General features: G+C 70.8%; 11 protein-coding genes. 3 read left to right on the forward strand and 8 right to left on the reverse strand.

Annotated elements, in window-relative coordinates:
* Window positions 1–43: 43 nt before the first annotated feature.
* From ACZ6EJ_RS16335 to ACZ6EJ_RS16370, 8 genes are all read right to left on the reverse strand, one after another.
* A complete protein-coding gene (locus tag ACZ6EJ_RS16335) occupies window positions 44–1,672 on the reverse strand; it encodes a peptide ABC transporter substrate-binding protein (protein WP_469267764.1) in 1,629 nt (542 codons plus the stop codon).
* Between the two features lie 165 nt (window positions 1,673–1,837).
* Entirely contained in the window at window positions 1,838–2,980 is a 1,143-nt protein-coding gene (locus tag ACZ6EJ_RS16340) for an ABC transporter ATP-binding protein (RefSeq protein ID WP_469267765.1), read from the reverse strand.
* The gene (locus tag ACZ6EJ_RS16345) at window positions 2,973–4,031 is read right to left on the reverse strand and encodes an ABC transporter ATP-binding protein (RefSeq protein ID WP_469267766.1); all 1,059 of its coding nucleotides are present in this window, start codon (window positions 4,029–4,031) and stop codon (window positions 2,973–2,975) included. The genes ACZ6EJ_RS16340 and ACZ6EJ_RS16345 overlap by 8 nt, the downstream gene beginning before the upstream one ends.
* Before the next feature lie 11 nt (window positions 4,032–4,042).
* Complete coding sequence (locus ACZ6EJ_RS16350) at window positions 4,043–4,993, reverse strand: ABC transporter permease (RefSeq protein ID WP_469267767.1); 951 nt, start codon at window positions 4,991–4,993, stop codon at window positions 4,043–4,045.
* Entirely contained in the window at window positions 4,986–5,915 is a 930-nt protein-coding gene (locus ACZ6EJ_RS16355; RefSeq protein WP_469267768.1) for an ABC transporter permease, read from the reverse strand. The genes ACZ6EJ_RS16350 and ACZ6EJ_RS16355 overlap by 8 nt, the downstream gene beginning before the upstream one ends.
* 160 nt (window positions 5,916–6,075) lie before the next feature.
* Window positions 6,076–7,692, reverse strand: coding sequence for a peptide ABC transporter substrate-binding protein (locus ACZ6EJ_RS16360; RefSeq protein WP_469267769.1), 1,617 nt, complete (start codon window positions 7,690–7,692; stop codon window positions 6,076–6,078).
* A 513-nt stretch (window positions 7,693–8,205) separates the two neighbouring features.
* Window positions 8,206–10,080, reverse strand: coding sequence for a translational GTPase TypA (gene typA / locus ACZ6EJ_RS16365; RefSeq protein WP_469267770.1), 1,875 nt, complete (start codon window positions 10,078–10,080; stop codon window positions 8,206–8,208).
* Between the two features lie 437 nt (window positions 10,081–10,517).
* Entirely contained in the window at window positions 10,518–12,914 is a 2,397-nt protein-coding gene (locus ACZ6EJ_RS16370; RefSeq protein ID WP_469267771.1) for an ABC transporter family substrate-binding protein, read from the reverse strand.
* Window positions 12,915–13,619: 705 nt separating this feature from the next.
* Between ACZ6EJ_RS16370 and ACZ6EJ_RS16375 the strand changes: the two genes are divergently transcribed.
* The 3 genes from ACZ6EJ_RS16375 to ACZ6EJ_RS16385 all read left to right on the forward strand — a co-directional run bounded on the left by ACZ6EJ_RS16375 (window position 13,620) and on the right by ACZ6EJ_RS16385 (window position 17,238).
* The gene (locus ACZ6EJ_RS16375) at window positions 13,620–15,032 is read left to right on the forward strand and encodes a glycosyltransferase (protein ID WP_469267772.1); all 1,413 of its coding nucleotides are present in this window, start codon (window positions 13,620–13,622) and stop codon (window positions 15,030–15,032) included.
* Between the two features lie 155 nt (window positions 15,033–15,187).
* Window positions 15,188–15,964 carry a PIG-L deacetylase family protein gene (locus ACZ6EJ_RS16380; protein ID WP_469267773.1) on the forward strand — a complete coding sequence of 259 codons (777 nt, stop codon included), beginning with the start codon at window positions 15,188–15,190 and terminating at the stop codon, window positions 15,962–15,964.
* Complete coding sequence (locus tag ACZ6EJ_RS16385; protein ID WP_469267774.1) at window positions 15,961–17,238, forward strand: MFS transporter; 1,278 nt, start codon at window positions 15,961–15,963, stop codon at window positions 17,236–17,238. Before ACZ6EJ_RS16380 ends, ACZ6EJ_RS16385 begins: the two co-directional genes overlap by 4 nt.
* Window position 17,239: the final 1 nt, after the last annotated feature.

Consider the following 17,239-nt stretch of genomic DNA (forward strand, 5'->3'; position numbering starts at 1 on the left):
CCGGGAGGCGCGACGGGCGTCCCGGCCGTCCGTGCTCAGCGCGTCACTTCACGGTGATCTCGCTGTAGACCGGGACGCTGAACGGGTTCAGCTCCACGTTGTCCACCCGGTCCGAGTAGCCGGCGCTGCCGTTCTGGTACCAGAGCGGGATGACCGGCATCTGCTCGACGAGGATCTTCTCCGCGTCCTGGAAGGCGGTCACGGCCTTCGCCCGGTCGGTCTCGGCGTTCGCCCGGTCGATCAGGGCGTCGAACTTCTCGTCGCTCCACTTGCCGTCGTTGGACGGGGCGTTGGTGTAGTAGAGCGGCTGGAGGAAGTTCTGGATCAGCGGGTAGTCCATCTGCCAGCCCGCGCGCCAGGCGCCGGACAGCTTCTGGGTGGAGACCTGGCTGCGGAAGTCGGCGAAGGTGCCGACGGGGCCGCCGACGCAGGACCGGTTGTCGCCCATGACGTTGTTGATGCTGTTGCAGACGGCGTCGACCCACTCCTTGTGGGAGCCGGTGTCCGCGTTGTACGAGATCTTGAGTTGGCCGCCGGGGATGCCGCCGCCCTCCTCGATGAGCTTCTTGGCCGCGGCCTTGTCGTACGTGCACTCCTTGCCGCACAGGCCCTTCTTGAAGCCGCCGTCCGCGCCGAGGACCGGGGAGGTCCAGTCGGAGGCGGGGGTGCGGGTCTTCTGGAAGATCTGGTCGGTGATCTGCGCGCGGTTGATCGCCATGGACAGGCCCTGGCGGACCTTGCGGGCGTCGTCGGTGTCCCACTTCTTGTCGTAGAAGGGGAAGGAGAGCGTCTGGATGATGCCGGCGGGGGTGTTGATGTAGCGGTCCCCTAGGTCCGCCTCGACGTTGCGGAGCTGCGAGGCCGGCACGTCGTCGACGAGGTCGAGGTTGCCCGAGGTCAGCGAGGTGTAGGCGGTGTTGTTGTCGGTGAAGACCTTGAGGTCGACGCCGCCGTTCTTCGCCTTGTCCTCGCCCGGGTAGTCGTCCCGCCTGCGCAGGCTCATCGAGGAGCCCTTGGCGTACGACTCGATGGTGTACGGGCCGTTGCCGACGGGCTTGGAGAGCCAGGCGTCGTGGTCGTCGTAGAAGGCCTTGGGCAGCGGCACGAACGCGGAGTAGCCGAGGGTGTCGGGCCACAGGGAGAACTTCTGGGTGAGCTTGGCGGTGAAGGTCCGGTCGTCGACGACCTTGAGGCCCGACATCGTCTCGGCGGAGGCGGCCCCGGACTCGGGGTGGACCTGGTCGTAGCCCTCGATGTACTGGAAGAAGTAGGCGTTCTTCTGGTTGTTCTTCAGCGCGGCGCCGTAGTTCCACGCGTCGACGAAGGACGCGGCGGTGACCTTCTCGCCGTTGGAGAAGGTCCAGCCGTCCTTGAGCTTGATCGTGAAGTTCTGGGAGTCCTTCGACTCGATGGACTCCGCGACCATGTTCTTGGCCTCGCCGGTTCTGGGGTCGTAGCGGATCAGTCCGCGGAAGACCATGTCGAGGACCTTGCCGCCCTGCACCTCGTTGGTGTTGGCCGGCTCCAGCGGGTTCTGCGGGTCGCCCCAGGAGGAGCTGACGATCCCGTCGGCGCCGCCGCCGCCCCCGCTGTCGCCCCCGCCGCACGCGGTCGCGGACAGGGCGACGGCCACCGCACATGCGGCCCACCGGACGTGTGTGGCTCCGCGCATGGAGTGCCTCCTAGAGTCATCGAGTAGCTCAATGCCTCATACCACCCCATACCGCCCTCTGCCGCATGTTCACTTACCCCGTACGGGCAGGCGGGCGGCGGACGCGAGGATGCCCGGCCCCCCCCTGGGGGGACCGGGCATCTCCCGTTCGGTCGCCGGAAGCGGTCACGCCGCGTGCACGACGTCCTTCTCCTCCGCGAAGTGGCACGCCGACTCGTGCGCCGCCGGGGTGTCTGCCGCGACGAAGCGCTCGGGGATCGCCAGCAGGGGCTCCTCCGTCGCGCACCGCTCCTGCGCCTTCCAGCACCGGGTGCGGAAGCGGCAGCCCGAGGGCGGGTTGGCCGGCGAGGGGACGTCACCGGTCAGGATGATCCGGTCGCGCCCCTCACGGGCCGAGGGGTCCGGCACCGGGACCGCCGACAGCAGCGCCTGGGTGTAGGGGTGCGTCGGGTGGTCGTAGATCTGGGTGTCCGTGCCGATCTCGGCCATCTTGCCCAGGTACATCACGCCGACCCGGTCGGAGATGTGCCGGACGATGGAGAGGTCGTGCGCGATGAAGACGTAGGACAGGTTGAACTCGTCCTGGAGCTTCTCCATCAGGTTGATGACCTGCGCCTGCACCGACACGTCGAGCGCGGAGACCGGCTCGTCGCAGATGATGATCTCCGGGTTGAGCGCGAGGCCGCGGGCGATGCCGATGCGCTGGCGCTGGCCGCCGGAGAACTGGTGCGGATAGCGGTTGATGTACTCCGGGTTGAGCCCGACGACGTCCAGCAGCTCCTGGACGCGGCGGCGCCGGTCGCCCTTCGGGGCGACCTCGGGGTGGATCTCGAAGGTCTCCCCGATGATGTCGCCGACCGTCATGCGCGGGTTCAGCGAGGTGTACGGGTCCTGGAACACCATCTGGATGTTGCGCCGCACGGCCTTCAGCGCCCGGCCGGACAGCTTGGTGATGTCCTGGCCCTTGTAGAAGACCTCGCCGGCGGTGGCCCGCTCCAGCGTCATCAGGAGCTTGGCGACCGTGGACTTGCCGCAGCCGGACTCCCCCACGATGCCCAGCGTCTCACCGGCGTACAGGTCGAAGGAGACCCCGTCGACGGCCTTGACCGCGCCGACCTGCTTCTTGAAGAGGATGCCCTGGGTCAGCGGGAAGTGCTTGACCAGGTTGCGCACCTGGAGGATCGGCTCGCCCTGGCTCACCGGCGCGTCCAGGGCGGCTACGGCCTCCGCCTCGGACGCGGCGTCCACGGTCTCGACGTCGGAGACGTTCGGGGTGGCGTCCAGGGGCTCCTTCTTGAGCTCAGCCATGGATCGTCTCCTTCCAGAAGTGGCACGCGCTGCCGCGGCCGACCAGCTCGAGACCGTCCCGCTCCGTCACCGCGGCCAGCGGCGGGACGTCCGTACGGCAGATGTCCCGCGCCTGGGGGCAGCGCGGGCTGAAGGCGCAACCGGCCGGGATGCGCGTGAGGTTGGGGGGCAGGCCCTTGATCGCGTAGAGCTCCTGGCCCTTCTGGTCCAGGCGCGGGATCGAGTCCAGCAGACCGCGGGTGTACGGGTGGGCCGGGCGGCTGTACAGCTCGCCGACCGGGGCCGTCTCCACGATCCGGCCCGCGTACATCACGGCGATCTTGTCCGCGACGTCGGCGACCACGCCGAGGTCGTGGGTGATGAGGATCAGGCCCATGTTGTACTCGCGCTGGAGCTCGGCCAGCAGGTCCATGACCTGCGCCTGCACGGTCACGTCGAGCGCGGTGGTCGGCTCGTCCGCGATGATCAGGTCCGGCTCCAGGGCCAGCGCCATGGCGATCATGATGCGCTGGCGCATACCGCCGGAGAACTGGTGCGGGTAGTCCGAGACGCGCGCCGCCGCCGCCGGGATCTTGACCTGGTCCATCAGCTCGATGGCCCTGGCCTTGGCCTCCTTGCGGGACAGGCCCTGGTGCACGCGGAACATCTCGCCGAGCTGGTAGCCGACCGTGAGGACGGGGTTCAGCGAGGAGAGCGCGTCCTGGAAGATCATCGCGATCTTCCGGCCGCGGATCTTCCGGCGCTCCTCGTTGGACATCTTCAGCATGTCCTGGCCGCGGAAGAGGATCTCACCGCCGGTGATCTTCCCCGGCGGCATGTCCAGGATGCCCATGATGGTCTGGGCCGTCACGGACTTGCCGGAGCCGGACTCGCCGAGCACCGCGAGCGTCTCGCCGGCGCTGACGGTGTAGTTCACACCGTTGACCGCCTTGGCGATGCCGTCGCGGGTGTGGAACTCCACGTGCAGGTCGCGGACGTCGAGCAGTGGACCGTCGCCACTCACGGACTCCCGCGGTGCGGGGACGTGAGCCGTCTTGTCGATGGTGGTCACGAACGCCTCCCTCAGCGCATCTTGGGGTCGAGGGCGTTGCGGACCGCATCGCCGAACATCAGGAAGGACAGCACCGTCACCGAGACCATCACCGAGGGGATGATCAGGACGTACGGCGCGTTGCGGAGCTGGTCCTTCGCGGCGGACACGTCGATGCCCCACGAGACCGTGGGCTCGGCGAGGCCGATGCCGAGGAACGACAGGGTGGCCTCGGCCGCGATGTAGCCGCCGAGCGCGATGGTGGCGACCACGATCACCGGGGCGATGGCGTTCGGCAGGATGTGCCGCGTCAGGATCCGGGTGGTGGAGGCGCCGAGCGCCTTGGCCGCGACCACGTAGTCGGCCTGCTTGATCGTGATGACCGAGCCGCGGGCGACACGGGCGATCGAGGTCCAGCCGAGGAAGGCCATCGACAGGATCACGACGCCGACGGAGCGCTCCTCGAAGGTGGTCAGGATGACCATGGCGCCGACGATGAAGGGGACGCCGAAGAAGACGTCGGTGACGCGGGACAGGAGCGTGTCGATCCAGCCGCCGAAGTATCCGGCGAGCATCCCGATCACCAGGCCGGCGATGGTGACCGCGAGGGTCACCACGACGCCGACGGTGATCGAGGCGCGGGCGCCGTAGACGACACGCGCGTAGATCGAACGGCCCTGTCCGTCGTACCCGAGCCAGTCGGGGGCGAAGAAGTGGCTCCAGTTCGGGTGCTGGAGGTAGTGCTTGGCCAGGTCGGCGTCGCGCGGCGAGGCGCTGGTGAACAGGCTCGGGAAGATCGCCATCACGGCGAGCAGCAGGATCATCGCCATGGAGATGAGGAACAGCGGGTTCCGGCGCAGGTCGTGCCAGGCGTCGGACCAGAGGCTGCGCGGCTTGCCGGGGGCGGGGCCGGCGTCCGGCGCGGCGGGCGCCTCCACGGCGTCCGGCGCGGCGGCGCTCTTGAGTGCGGTGGAGTCAGGCATACCGAATCCTCGGGTCCAGGACCGCGTAGAGCAGGTCGACGAGCAGGCTGGCGACGAGATAGACGACGACGAGCAGGGTGACGACGCCGACGACCGTGGCGCCCTCCCGCTTGCTGAGAGCCTCGAAGACCAGCGATCCGATGCCCTTGATGTTGAAGATGCCCTCGGTGACGATCGCGCCGCCCATGAGCGAGCCGATGTCGGTGCCGAGGAAGGTGACGACCGGGATGAGCGAGTTGCGCATCAGGTGGACGCCGATGACGCGGCGGCGCGGCAGGCCCTTGGCGACGGCCGTGCGCATGTAGTCGGCGCGCATGTTCTCGGCCACCGAGGTGCGCGTCAGGCGGGCGACGTAGGCGAGCGAGAGGGACGCCAGCACGACGGCCGGCATGATCAGCTCGCCGTTGGTCGGCTCGATGCTGACGTTGGGCTTGGCGATGCCGAGCTGGAACGCGAAGAAGTACTGAACGAGGAAGCCCAGCACGAAGGAGGGCATGGAGATCAGCACCAGCGTGAGGCCGAGCAGGCCGCGGTCCCGGAGGGATTCGGCCTTGAGGCCCGCGATGATGCCGAGCGAGATCCCGGCGACGACCGTGAAGACGAAGGCGAAGATCGCCAGTCTGACGGTGATCGGGTAGGCGTCGGCGATGACTTCGGCTACCGGACGCTGCGTTCCGATCTGCGTGCCGAGGTCCCCCTGGAACAGGTTGCCCAGGTAGTTCAGATACTGCTGCCAGATGGGCTGGTCCAGCCCGTACTCCGCCTTCAGGGCCGCGATCTGCGTCGCGTCCACGTGCTGTTCGCCGGCCAGGGCTCTGACGGGGTCGCCGGGCAGTGCGTACATCATGAGGAAGACCAGCAGGGTCGACCCGATGAAGACCGGGATCATCTGGAGCAGTCGTCGTGCGACATAGCGCCCCATGGGTGCCTCCGTGTGGGGATAACTGCGGCGGGGGGGGGGGGGGGGGGGGGGGGGGGGGGGAGACCGCCCCCCCCCCCCCCCCCCCCCCCCCCCGCCTCCGGCCGCGCTGAGGGCAGCGCGGGCGGATGACGGCCAGGTGGGGAAATGACCCGCAGGCGTGTTACTTGGTGGTGACGCCGGTCAGTTCGAAGTCACCGTGGAAGTCGACCTTGACGTTGTCGACGTTCTTGCCGTGGCCGCCGTTGATGGCGTAGTACCAGAGCGGAATGGCCGGCATCTTGTCGACCAGCTTCTTCTCGACCTCCTGGTAGGCGGCGACGGAGGCCTCGAGCGAGTCGGCCTTGTCACCCTTCGCCATCAGTGCGTCGATCTCCTTGTCGCTGAAGCGACCGTTGTTCGACTCCGCGCTGGTGTGGTAGAGCTCCTTGATGAAGTTCACGTTGACCGGGTAGTCGGCCACCCAGCCGCCGCGGTAGAAGCCCTTGACCTCGTTGTTGTCACGCGCTTCGAGGTCGGTCGGGAAGTCCGGCTTCGCGTCGCCCACGCAGTCGACCCCGGTGGCGTTGCGGATGGACTCGCAGACCGCGGTCACCCACTCCTTGTGCCCGCCGTCGGCGTTGTACTGGATGGTGAACTTGTTCTCCGGGACGCCGCCGCCGGCCTTGATCAGTTCCTTGGCCTTGGCGGGGTTGTACTTCAGCACGTCCGTGTCGAGGGTCTGGTTGCCCTTGACCTGCGGGGGCGTGAAGCTCGTCGCCGGGATGCGGGTGCCGTTCAGGACGGTCTTCGTGATGGTCTCACGGTCGATCGCCATGGACAGGCCCTGGAGGACCTTGGGGTCGATGCCCTTGAACGTCTTCGAGTAGAACGCCGGGGTCAGCGTCTGGATCGCGGCGTACGGCTGCTCGATGGCGCCGTCGCCGAGGTCCGCCTTGAACTTCGGCAGGTCGCGCGGGCCGACCTGGCGGATCATGTCCAGGTTGCCGGAGACGAGGTCGGTGTACGCGGCCTCGACGGTCGAGTAGTTCTTGAACTGGATGCCCTTGTTGGCAGCCTTGTTCGGGCCCTGGTAGCCGTCCCAGGCCTTGACCTGGATGAGCTTCTTGTGGGTCCACTTCTCGAACGTGTACGGGCCGTTGCCGACCGGCTTCTGGCCGAAGGCCGCCGGGTCGTCGTAGAAGACCTTGGGCAGCGGGGCGAACGTCGCGTAGCCGAGCTTGTAGTTGAAGTAGGGGACCTTCTCCGCCAGCTCGATCGTGAACGTGGTCTCGTCCACGGCCTTCAGACCGGACATCTTGTCGGCCTTCGGGTCGCCCTTCTCGGGGTGGACGTCCGCGTAGCCCTTGATGTCCGAGAACCAGAAGGCGTTCTGCTGCTTGTTCTTGACGTTGGCGTACCAGTTCCACGCGTCGATGTAGGACTGCGCGGTGACCGCCTCGCCGTTGTGGAACTTCCAGCCCTTCTTGAGCTTGACGGTCCACGTCTTGGAGTCCACGGTCTCGACGGACTCGGCGTTCGTGAGAACGATCTCGCCCTTGTCGTCGAAGTCCAGGAGCTGGGTGAACAGCGACTGGATGACGTAGGAGCCGTTGGTCTCGTTCGTGTCGGCCGGCATCAGCGGCTTCTGGGGCTCGCCGACGTCGATCGAGACGTAGCCGGCGGGCTGGCCCGACGTGTTCTTCTTGCCGCCGTCACTGCTGCCGCCGCCGCAGGCGGTCGCGGACAGGGCGATGATTGCCGCTCCCGCGACCCACTTGGCGCTCTTGGCACCGCGCATGGGTTTCCTCCTCATGAGTCCACTTTTGACTACAAGAGGGGCACTGGAGAGATTCACCGACACCCCTGACGGTGATCGTTCAGTGCCCCGAGTGTGCTCGTGAGTCGGCACTCCCCACAGTGCGTGACCCATTGACCCGAGCTCAATGGAGCCAACTATTGGGTACAGCCGGGCTGTAAACCACACTTAAAGGGTCTCGGTTTGACAACATCGACCCCCACCCTGTGCCCGAAACCCGGACAAACTGATCCCAGACAGACACGCCCGAAACGGACGGTTACCGCATGTTCCGGAGAGCGACCTCCGATATCCGGACACCGCGGTCAGAAAAAGCGATTGACGAAGGCCCGGCCCCCCGCAGTCCTCGCGGGGGGCCGGGCCTCGTGTCCGTGCCCGGCCTGACGATCCGTCGGCCGGGTGCTCACCGGCCGTGCGGCCGACACATGCGGAGCGTACGGTTCCGGGCCGTCCCGGAGCCCTCAGCGGGCTCCGGGACGGCCCGGAACGGCGCCGCTAGCCGTGCTTGGCGCGGGAGGCGGCGCGGCCGCGCTCCTTCTGGTCCAGGACGACCTTGCGGATGCGCACGGTCTCCGGGGTCACCTCGATGCACTCGTCCTCGCGGCAGAACTCCAGGGACTGCTCCAGCGAGAGCTTGCGGGCCGGGACCACGTTCTCCGTGGTGTCCGCGGAGGCCGCGCGCATGTTGGTGAGCTTCTTCTCCTTGGTGATGTTCACGTCCATGTCGTCGGCGCGGGAGTTCTCGCCGACGATCATGCCCTCGTAGACCTCGGTGCCGGCCTCGGTGAAGATGACGCCGCGCTCCTGGAGGTTGACCATCGCGAACGGCGTCACCGAGCCCGAACGGTCGGCCACCAGCGAGCCGTTGTGGCGGGTGCGCAGCTCGCCGAACCACGGCTCGTGGCCCTCGAAGATCGAGTGCGCGATGCCGGTGCCGCGGGTCTGGGTGAGGAACTCCGTACGGAAGCCGATGAGGCCGCGGGAGGGGACGATCCACTCCATGCGGACCCAGCCCGAGCCGTGGTTCGTCATGGTCTCCATGCGGCCCTTGCGGGTCGCCATGAGCTGGGTGATGGCGCCGAGGTGCTCCTCGGGGCAGTCGATCGTCATGCGCTCGATCGGCTCGTGGGTCTTGCCGTCGATCTGCTTGGTGACGACCTCGGGCTTGCCGACCGTCAGCTCGAAGCCCTCGCGGCGCATCTGCTCGACGAGGATGGCGAGCGCCAGCTCGCCGCGGCCCTGGACCTCCCAGGCGTCGGGGCGCTCGGTGTCCAGGACGCGGAGCGAGACGTTGCCGATCAGCTCGCGGTCGAGGCGGTCCTTGACCTGGCGGGCGGTGACCTTGTGGCCCTTGCCGCCCTTGCCGACGAGCGGCGAGGTGTTGGTGCCGATGGTCATGGAGATGGCGGGCTCGTCGACCGTGATCAGCGGGAGCGCGATCGGGTTCTCGGGGTCGGCCAGGGTCTCGCCGATCATGATGTCCGGGAATCCGGCGACCGCGCAGATGTCGCCCGGACCGGCCTTCTCGGCGGGCTTGCGGGTGAGCGCCTCGGTCATCATCAGCTCGGTGATGCGGACGTTGGACATGGTGCCGTCGCGCTTGATCCAGGTGACGGTCTGGCCCTTGCGCAGCTCGCCCTGCTCGACGCGGCAGAGCGCGATGCGGCCGAGGAAGTTGTCCGCGTCCAGGTTGGTGACGTGGGCCTGGAGGGGGGCGTCCTCGTCGTACTCCGGGGCGGGGACGTGCGAGAGGATCGTGGAGAAGAACGGCTCCAGGTTCTCGCTGTCCGGCGGGACGGTGCCGTCCTCGGGCTTGGTCAGCGAGGCGACGCCGTCACGGGCGCAGGCGTAGACGATCGGGAACTCGATCTGGTCCTCGTCGGCGTCCAGGTCCAGGAAGAGGTCGTACGTCTCGTCGACGACCTCGGCGATCCGGGAGTCCGGGCGGTCCGTCTTGTTGATGCACAGGATGACCGGCATCTTCGCGGCCAGCGCCTTGCGCAGCACGAAGCGGGTCTGGGGCAGCGGGCCCTCGGAGGCGTCGACGAGCAGGACGACCGCGTCCACCATCGACAGACCGCGCTCGACCTCGCCGCCGAAGTCGGCGTGGCCGGGGGTGTCGATGATGTTGATCGTGATCGGGTCCCCGCCGTCCTTGGGGTGGTACTTCACCGCCGTGTTCTTGGCGAGGATCGTGATGCCCTTCTCACGCTCCAGGTCGTTCGAGTCCATCATGCGATCGTCGAGGTGCTCGGCGGCGTGGGCGGCGAACGCTCCGGCCTGCTTGAGCATGGCGTCGACCAGCGTGGTCTTGCCGTGGTCGACGTGGGCGACGATGGCTACGTTACGGATGTCGTGGCGCGTGGGCATGGGTGGCTTGAGCTTCTCTCGGATCGTGGGATCAGGCGTCTCAGGCGGTCTTCGAGTCCTCGTACGCCCGCCGGGCGGCACGCCACGGCTCGTCCCATGGTACGGGCCCCGCGCGGAGCGGGCTTCCCGGACGGAAGCGCCGAGGCGGTCTTCCCCTGTGATTCAGGCGATATTCAGGCCCTGTCAAGGCCCTCGCCCCCGCTTCCGCCGGGCCGGGAGGCGGCCTTCGGGAGGGGCGTCGGCGCGGGCGGCCGCAGCGCGGGGCGCGGCGGCGGGAGTACGGCCGGGGGGCCGGTCGCGGGTGGAGCGGTGGGGGGGGTGAGGTGCGGCGGAGCGTGGGAGGGCACGGGTCTGGGCCGGTACCACCTTGCCCGCCGGGGGGACCGGCGGGCAAGGGTTTTGAGGTGCATCTGAGGTTGGCGGGCGGGGCGGGGAGGCTACTTCGCGCGCTCCGCGGGGGCGCCGGCGGAGCGCCGGTCCCGGAAGCCGATGTCCTCGTAGCGGGGTGCGGCGAAGCCGAACGCGCCGACGTTGGCGAGCTTCTTGTCCACCGCGACGAGCTGCGGGCGCTGGAAGAGCGGGATCGATCCGGCGGCGGCCCAGATCCGGGCGTCCGCCTGCTTCACCAGCTCCCGCGCCTCCTCCTCGTCCAGTTCGGCGGCGGCCCGGTCGAAGAGCTGGTCGATGTGGTCGGTGCCGACGCGGGTGTAGTTCTGCTCGACGAGGAGCGACCCGTCGGTGGCGGGCTCGGGCTTGGCGTAGATCGGGCGGCCGTCGGTGGCGGGGAAGGCGGTGGCGGGCCAGGAGTAGAGCGCGAGGTCGTACTGGCCGGAGGCGATGTGGTCCTTGAAGTAGCTCTCGTCGGGGACCTTGGTGATCTCGGTGCCGATCCCGATCTTCTCCAGCATCCGCGCGATCTTCTCGCCGACGCCGCGCAGCGTCTGCGAGCCGGGCCCGGAGGGGAGCACGAACCGCAGGGTCAGCGCCTTGCCGTCCTTGCCGAGCTGCCCCTTGGCCGCGCCGGGCGCGGGGGCCGGGGCGCGGGTGCCCACGGGGGCGTACGCGCCGGCGGCTCCGCCGGGCGCCCGGTCCCGGGCTGCGGCGGCCCCGTCCTCGTCGAGCGCGCGGGCCTGGCGCAGCAGCGCGGCGCGCTGGGCGGTGGCCGACCAGGCGGAGGCGTCGTCGGGGGCGCCCTCGCCGGGCTTGCGGTCCTCCCGGTCGGCCTTGGCGCCGGGCTCGCGGTCCTCCCGGTCGCCCGCGCCGGGCTTGCCGTCCTCCCCGACGATGTAGAGCCCCTCCTCGCGGGAGGCGGCGCTGTCCTCGGCCTCCCGCGCCCCGGCCTTCTCGGCGTCCTCCTTCCGTACGTCCTCCTCGCCGGCGTCCTTCTTCTCCGCGTCCTCCCGTGCCGTGCGGGCCTCCTTCTCGTCGGCCTCGCTGCCCGCCTCGCTGTCCTCGGGCTTCTCGGCGGCCCCGTCCCGCGTCCAGCCGGCGTCGGCCAGCAGGGCTCGGGCCTCCTTGGTGTTCTGCTCGCCGAGCGCCCCGCTGCCGTCCCGGTAGCCGGGCTGCCCGGCGAGGGCGAGGTGGCTGCCGAGCGGTTCCGCCGGGAGTCCGAGCGGCCCCAGGACCGCTTCGGCCAGCTCCTCGCGGTCCAGGGCGCGGGCCACGGCCCGGCGGACCCGGTCGTCCGCGAGCGGGCCGGACTCGCCGTTCAGGGCGAGCTGGGTGTAGGCGGGCTCCAGGGACTTGCGGACGGTGTAGTCGCGCAGGGCCTTCTGCTCCGCCGCGTACGCGGCGGCGGCCTGGCGGGTCTGCTCGCGGGCGGCTCGGGCCGCCTGCGCCTGGGCCTCGTCGGAGCCGTGGGCCAGCGCCCAGGAGCGCAGGGCGGCGGCGGGGTTGGCCTCGGAGCCGGGACCGTGGTTGAGGGGCTGCCCGTTGCCGCCCCGGTCGCGGGTGGCGAGGGCGATGCGGTCGGCGGTGGCGGCGTCGACGTCGGCGATGTCCACGGCGCCCTCGATGAGCGCTTCGGCGCGGTCCTCGGCGGGGACGGCCCGGAAGACGAGGGTGTCCAGCTTGGCCTTGTCGCCCCACCAGCGCGGGCTGCGGGCCAGGGTGACGGTGCCCCGGCTCTTGTCGACCCGGCGGAGGACGAAGGGCCCGGCGGTGTTCTTCAGCGTGGTGCGCGCGCCGTCGTTGAAGGCGTCCGGCGAGCCGGTGACCTCCTTCGGGTAGAGCGGCGAGAAGAGCGCGCGCCAGTCCGCGTACGGCTTGGCGAAGGTGACCCGCACCTGGAGGTCGTCGGAGCCGCGTTCGATCTTCTCGATCCGCTCGTATCCGGCGTTGCGGGCGGTCCAGAACGCGGAGTCCTTGCCGCTGAGCGCGCGCCACTGGGCGACGAAGTCGGGGGCCCCGATCTCCCGGCCGTCGTTCCAGACCGCCTGCTGGTTGAGTTTGTAGAGCACGACCTGCTGGGGCTCGCGCTCGATGATCTTCGCGGATTCCAGGTAGTCCGGGTTGAGCTTCGGCTGCCCGGTGGCGTCCATCGGGAAGAGGTGCGGCAGCAGGGCTCCGGCGATCCGGTGGGTGGCGCTGTCGGCGTCCGCCTGGAAGGCGTTGAGGGTGGTGGGCATCGCGTCGACGGCCCAGGTGGCGCTGGACCCGTCGGCCACCGCGTCGCGGGCGGCGGGCGCGATGTCCTGGGGGGCCGCCCGGACGGTCTCCTCGCCGCCGGAGCCGCACCCGGCCAGGGCCGGGACGGCGAGCGCTCCGGCCGCGAGGAGCGCGAGCGGGCGGCGCCGCTTTCGTACCGTCCCGCGCGGGACGCCGACGTGGGACATGGCTGGTACCTCCGGGGCCGGCCCGGCCCACCCCGTACCGGAATGGACCGGATAGTGCGTATCTGGTGGCATTTGCAGTTGATCACACCGATTCCTTCCGTCCACTGAAAGCGCCCCCGCGCGGGAGCGGGCGCAGACACGGCGGGCGGCGGGGCAAGGTCACCCGCCCGGAGGAACGCGGGCGCCCGGCGGTGGAACGTCTCGAACACGACAGAACGCACGACGAGGAAATGACGGGCGCGTAACGGCAGGAAACCCGCTTGTGAAGGAAGGTCATCCGCACGGGGACTCCGCGGTTAATTCCGTGTGCGCAGGCGTTTCGTCGGCGCAAAGCACTGTTTCCCCTTTCGGGAAAAGGCCCGGTGGGGGCGGGGCGGCGGCGTCCGCGCCGCCGACAGCCGGGCACGGCAGCCCGCGCCGCCTCCGCCCTCATGTACGGCTCTGGGCAGGGGACTTGTCGATGGCCGGAAACCGTGGCAAGGCCACGAGCCCATGCAAGGATCAAGGCGGTTCGCAAGTTTCCCCAGGTCCGGGAAGGTGTACGGAGTGACACGACTGCGCCACGGAAACAGGCTTCTGCATAAACTCTCCGCCCCGACGAATACGGCCTCGCACGAAAGGGCCACGCGGTTGCGGGGGAGGAATTCCCCGCCGCCGCCCAGGACCCACGGCCCCACGGCGGCCGAGGCGGCCCACGAGGTGCCGTTGGCGCCCGCCAGCCTGTCCTGGCTCGAACCCGTCGTGGGGGCGGAGCGGGTGGTGGAGGTGCGGTCGGCGTTACGGACGGCGGCCGACCGGCTCGACGGGCGTACGGTTTGGCATGTTAGCGACAACCCGGTGCGCGGGGGCGTCGCGGAGCTGCTGCGGAGCAATCTGCCCTACCTCGCCGCGGAGGGCGTCCAGACCCGCTGGACCACCCTGGACGCGCCGCCCGAGTTCCGGCAGTTCACCAAGGCGCTGTACTACCGCCTGTGCGGCGTGACCCCGCCCGCCCCCGACGCCGGGACCGCGGCGGAGCTCGAACGCGGCCGCCGGCTCTACGAGCGGGTGTGCAAGGCGTACGCGGCCCGGCTCGCCGCCTCCGTGGGCCGGCACGCCGTCGTCGTCCTGCACGACCACCAGACCGCGGGCCTCGCCCCGCACCTGCGCGAGGCCGGCTGCACCGTCGTGTGGCGGGCGCACATCGGCGCGGCGCTGGACCCCGAACGGGCCGCCCCCGCCTGGGACTTCCTCACCCGCTACCTCGCCTCCGCCGACCGGCACATCGCCTCCTACCCCGGCGTCCTGCCCGCCGGGCTCGCCGGGGCGGGCGACCACGTCAACCCTCCGTCGATCGACCCGCTGTCGCCGAAGAACCTCTCCCTGCACCCCGGCATCGACCCGTCCCGGCTGCTGGCGGCCGCCGGGATCATCGAGGGCCCCTCGTCGGCGGCGGCGCCCTGCGGCAGCCACGCCTTCGACGGCCTCCTGCTGCGCCACCCCGTGCTGATCGTCCGCGACGGCGGCCCGGCGCCCGCAAAGGCGCCGCTGGTCACCCAGGTCAGCCGGTGGGACCGGGTGAAGGACATTCCGGGGGTGATCCAGGGCTTCGCCGAGCACGTCGACCCCGCGTTCGGCGCGCACCTGCTGCTGGTCGGGCCGAACACCGCGGGCGACCGGCAGGCGCAGCAGGTCTTCGAGGAGTGCCGGGCGGCGCGGGCGGCGCTGGGGCGGGGGCGCGAGCGGGTGCACCTCGTGCAGGTGCCCACGGACAACCCCACCGAGCACGCGCTCACCATCAACGCCATCCAGCGGCGCTCGACCGTGCTGGTCCAGAAGAGCCTGGCCGAGGGGTTCGGCCTGACCGTCTCCGAGGCCGCGTGGAAGGGCCGGCCCGTCGTCGCCGCGCCGGTGGGCGGCATCCGGCAGCAGGTCGAGCACGGCGCGACCGGGCTCCTGCTGTCCGACGCCCGCGACCTGTCCGGGTTCGGCGCGGCGGTGGGCCGCCTGCTCGCCGACCCGCGCTACGCCGACGAGCTGGGCCGGGCCGGTCGGGAGCGGGTGCTGCGGCACTTCCTCACCGACAGCAACGTCCTCGGCTTCGCCACCGCCCTGTCCGACGCCGCCCAGCTCCGGTGACGGACCCGGAGACCCCCGCGGCCCCGACCGCGACCGGCCGGGCGACCCCGCCCGGCCCGGCGGACGTGACCGAAGACGAAGCCCACCCGGCGAACGCGACCGAAGACGAAGCCGACCCGGCGAACGCGACCGAGAACGAAACCCACCCGGCGAACGTGACCGAGAACGAAGGAGAAGGTGCGACCGTGCGCGTACTGGCCATGGGGGCCCACCCCGACGACGTGGAGATCTTCTGCGCGGGCACGCTGGCCCACTACGTCCGCCAGGGCGCGCACGTCACCGTCGCGATCCTCACCAACGGGGAGCTGGGCTCGCGCACCCTCTCCCCCGAGGAGACCGCGGCGACCCGGAAGGAGGAGGCGCGGCGGGCGGTCGGCGTGCTCGGCGCGGAACTGCTCTGGGCGGGCGAGCCGGACGGGTTCCTCCTGGACACCGCCGCGACCCGCCGCCTGGCCGTGGACCTGGTGCGCCGCAGCCGCCCGGACGTGATCTTCGCCCACCATCCGGGCGACTACCACCCCGATCACCGCATGGTCGCCCAACTCGCCTCCGTCGCCCGCCTGCTGGCCCGCGAACCCTCGCTCGTCACCGCGCATCCGGCCACCGAGCGGGTAGCACCCCTGTTCCACATGGACACCTTGCTGGGGACGGGTGGCGGAAATCCGGACGTGTGGGTGGACGTCTCGGACACCATGGGGACCAAGGAGGCCATGCTGGCCGAGCACCTCAGTCAGAACAACGCGCGACGACGACGCAAGGGAGCCGATTTCGTGGACCTGACGAAGCAGCAGGCGGCGTTCCGGGGGGAGCAGGCGGGGGTCGCGTACGCGGAGGTCTTCACCTGCGCCCCCGCCCACCCGGCGACGACCGCGCGGGACCTGGTGCCGGACGGGGCCGCCGTACGGCTCCCCCTCTGCCCCGCTCCCCGGTGAGCGCGCCGAAGAACGGGCGCGGGGGCGAGGGGCGCGGCGGGGCGTTCGCGCTCTACACCGTGTTCTTCCTCAACGGTCTCGTCCTGGCGAGCTGGGCCCCCCGCATCCCGCAGGTCAAGGAGGAGCTGCACCTGACCGACGGGCAGCTCGGGCTCGCGCTGCTGGGCGTCGCCCTGGGGTCCGTGCCCGCGATGCCCACGGCCGGGGCGCTGGTGAACCGCTTCGGCAGCCGGGCGGTGGCACGGGTCTCGCTGCTGGTGTACACGGGGGCCATCGCCCTGCTGGGGCTGGCCGGGTCCCTGCCCGCGCTGCTGGTGAGCCTGGCCGTGCTCGGGGCCTCGGTCGGCGCGCTGGACGTGGCGATGAACGCGCACGCGGTGGACCTGGAGCGGAGCAGTGGCCGGACCCGCATCTCCTCCTTCCACGCCCTGTTCAGCGCGGGCGCGTTGGCGGGCGCGCTGTTCGGCACGCTCGCCGCGGCGGGGGGCGTGACCCCGAGCGCCCAGTTCGCCGCGACCGCGGCCGCCACCCTGCTGGCGGCCGCGGTCGCGGCGGCGGCGCTGCGTCCCGCCACGCACCAGCACGCGCGGGAGCGGGCGGCCGAGCACCGCGCCCCGGCGCCGCCCGCGTCCGACGCCGACCGGGACGCGGCGGCCCCCGCCGTCCCCCGCTTCTCCCGCTTCACCCCCCGGCTGCTCCTGCTCAGCGCCCTGGGCCTGTGCGTGCTGCTCATCGAGGGCGTGGTGACCGACTGGGCCAGCGTGTATCTGGCCGATTCCCTGCACGCGGGCCCCGGCCTCGCGGGCGCGGGGTACGTGGCGTTCGCCCTGGCCATGACGGTGGGGCGGCTCGGCGGCGACCGGGCGGCCAACCGCTTCGGACCGGTACGGGTCGTCCGGCTCGGCGCGCTGCTGACCGCCACGGGCTCCGCGGTGGTGCTGGCGACGGGGCGGCCGGTCGTGGCGGTGGTCTTCTTCACGCTGGTCGGCCTCGGGATCGCCGCCTCCTTCCCCCTGGTCGTCAGCGCGGCCAGCCGGCTCCACACCGGCTCCCCCGGCACGGCCGTGGCCACGGTCTCGACGGCCGGCTACTTCGCCTTCCTCGCGGGCCCGCCCCTCATCGGCTTCCTCGCCACGCACAGCAGTGTCCGCGTCGCCCTGTTCGTGCTGCCCGTGCTCGCCGTGGCGACGGCGCTGCTCTCCCGCCTGCTCCGGGTGGAGGGACGGTCGGTGACGACGTACCGACCCGCGCCGAGCACCGCGAACCAGCGCTGAC

It is taken from the genome of Streptomyces sp. NPDC041970, assembly GCF_055588985.1.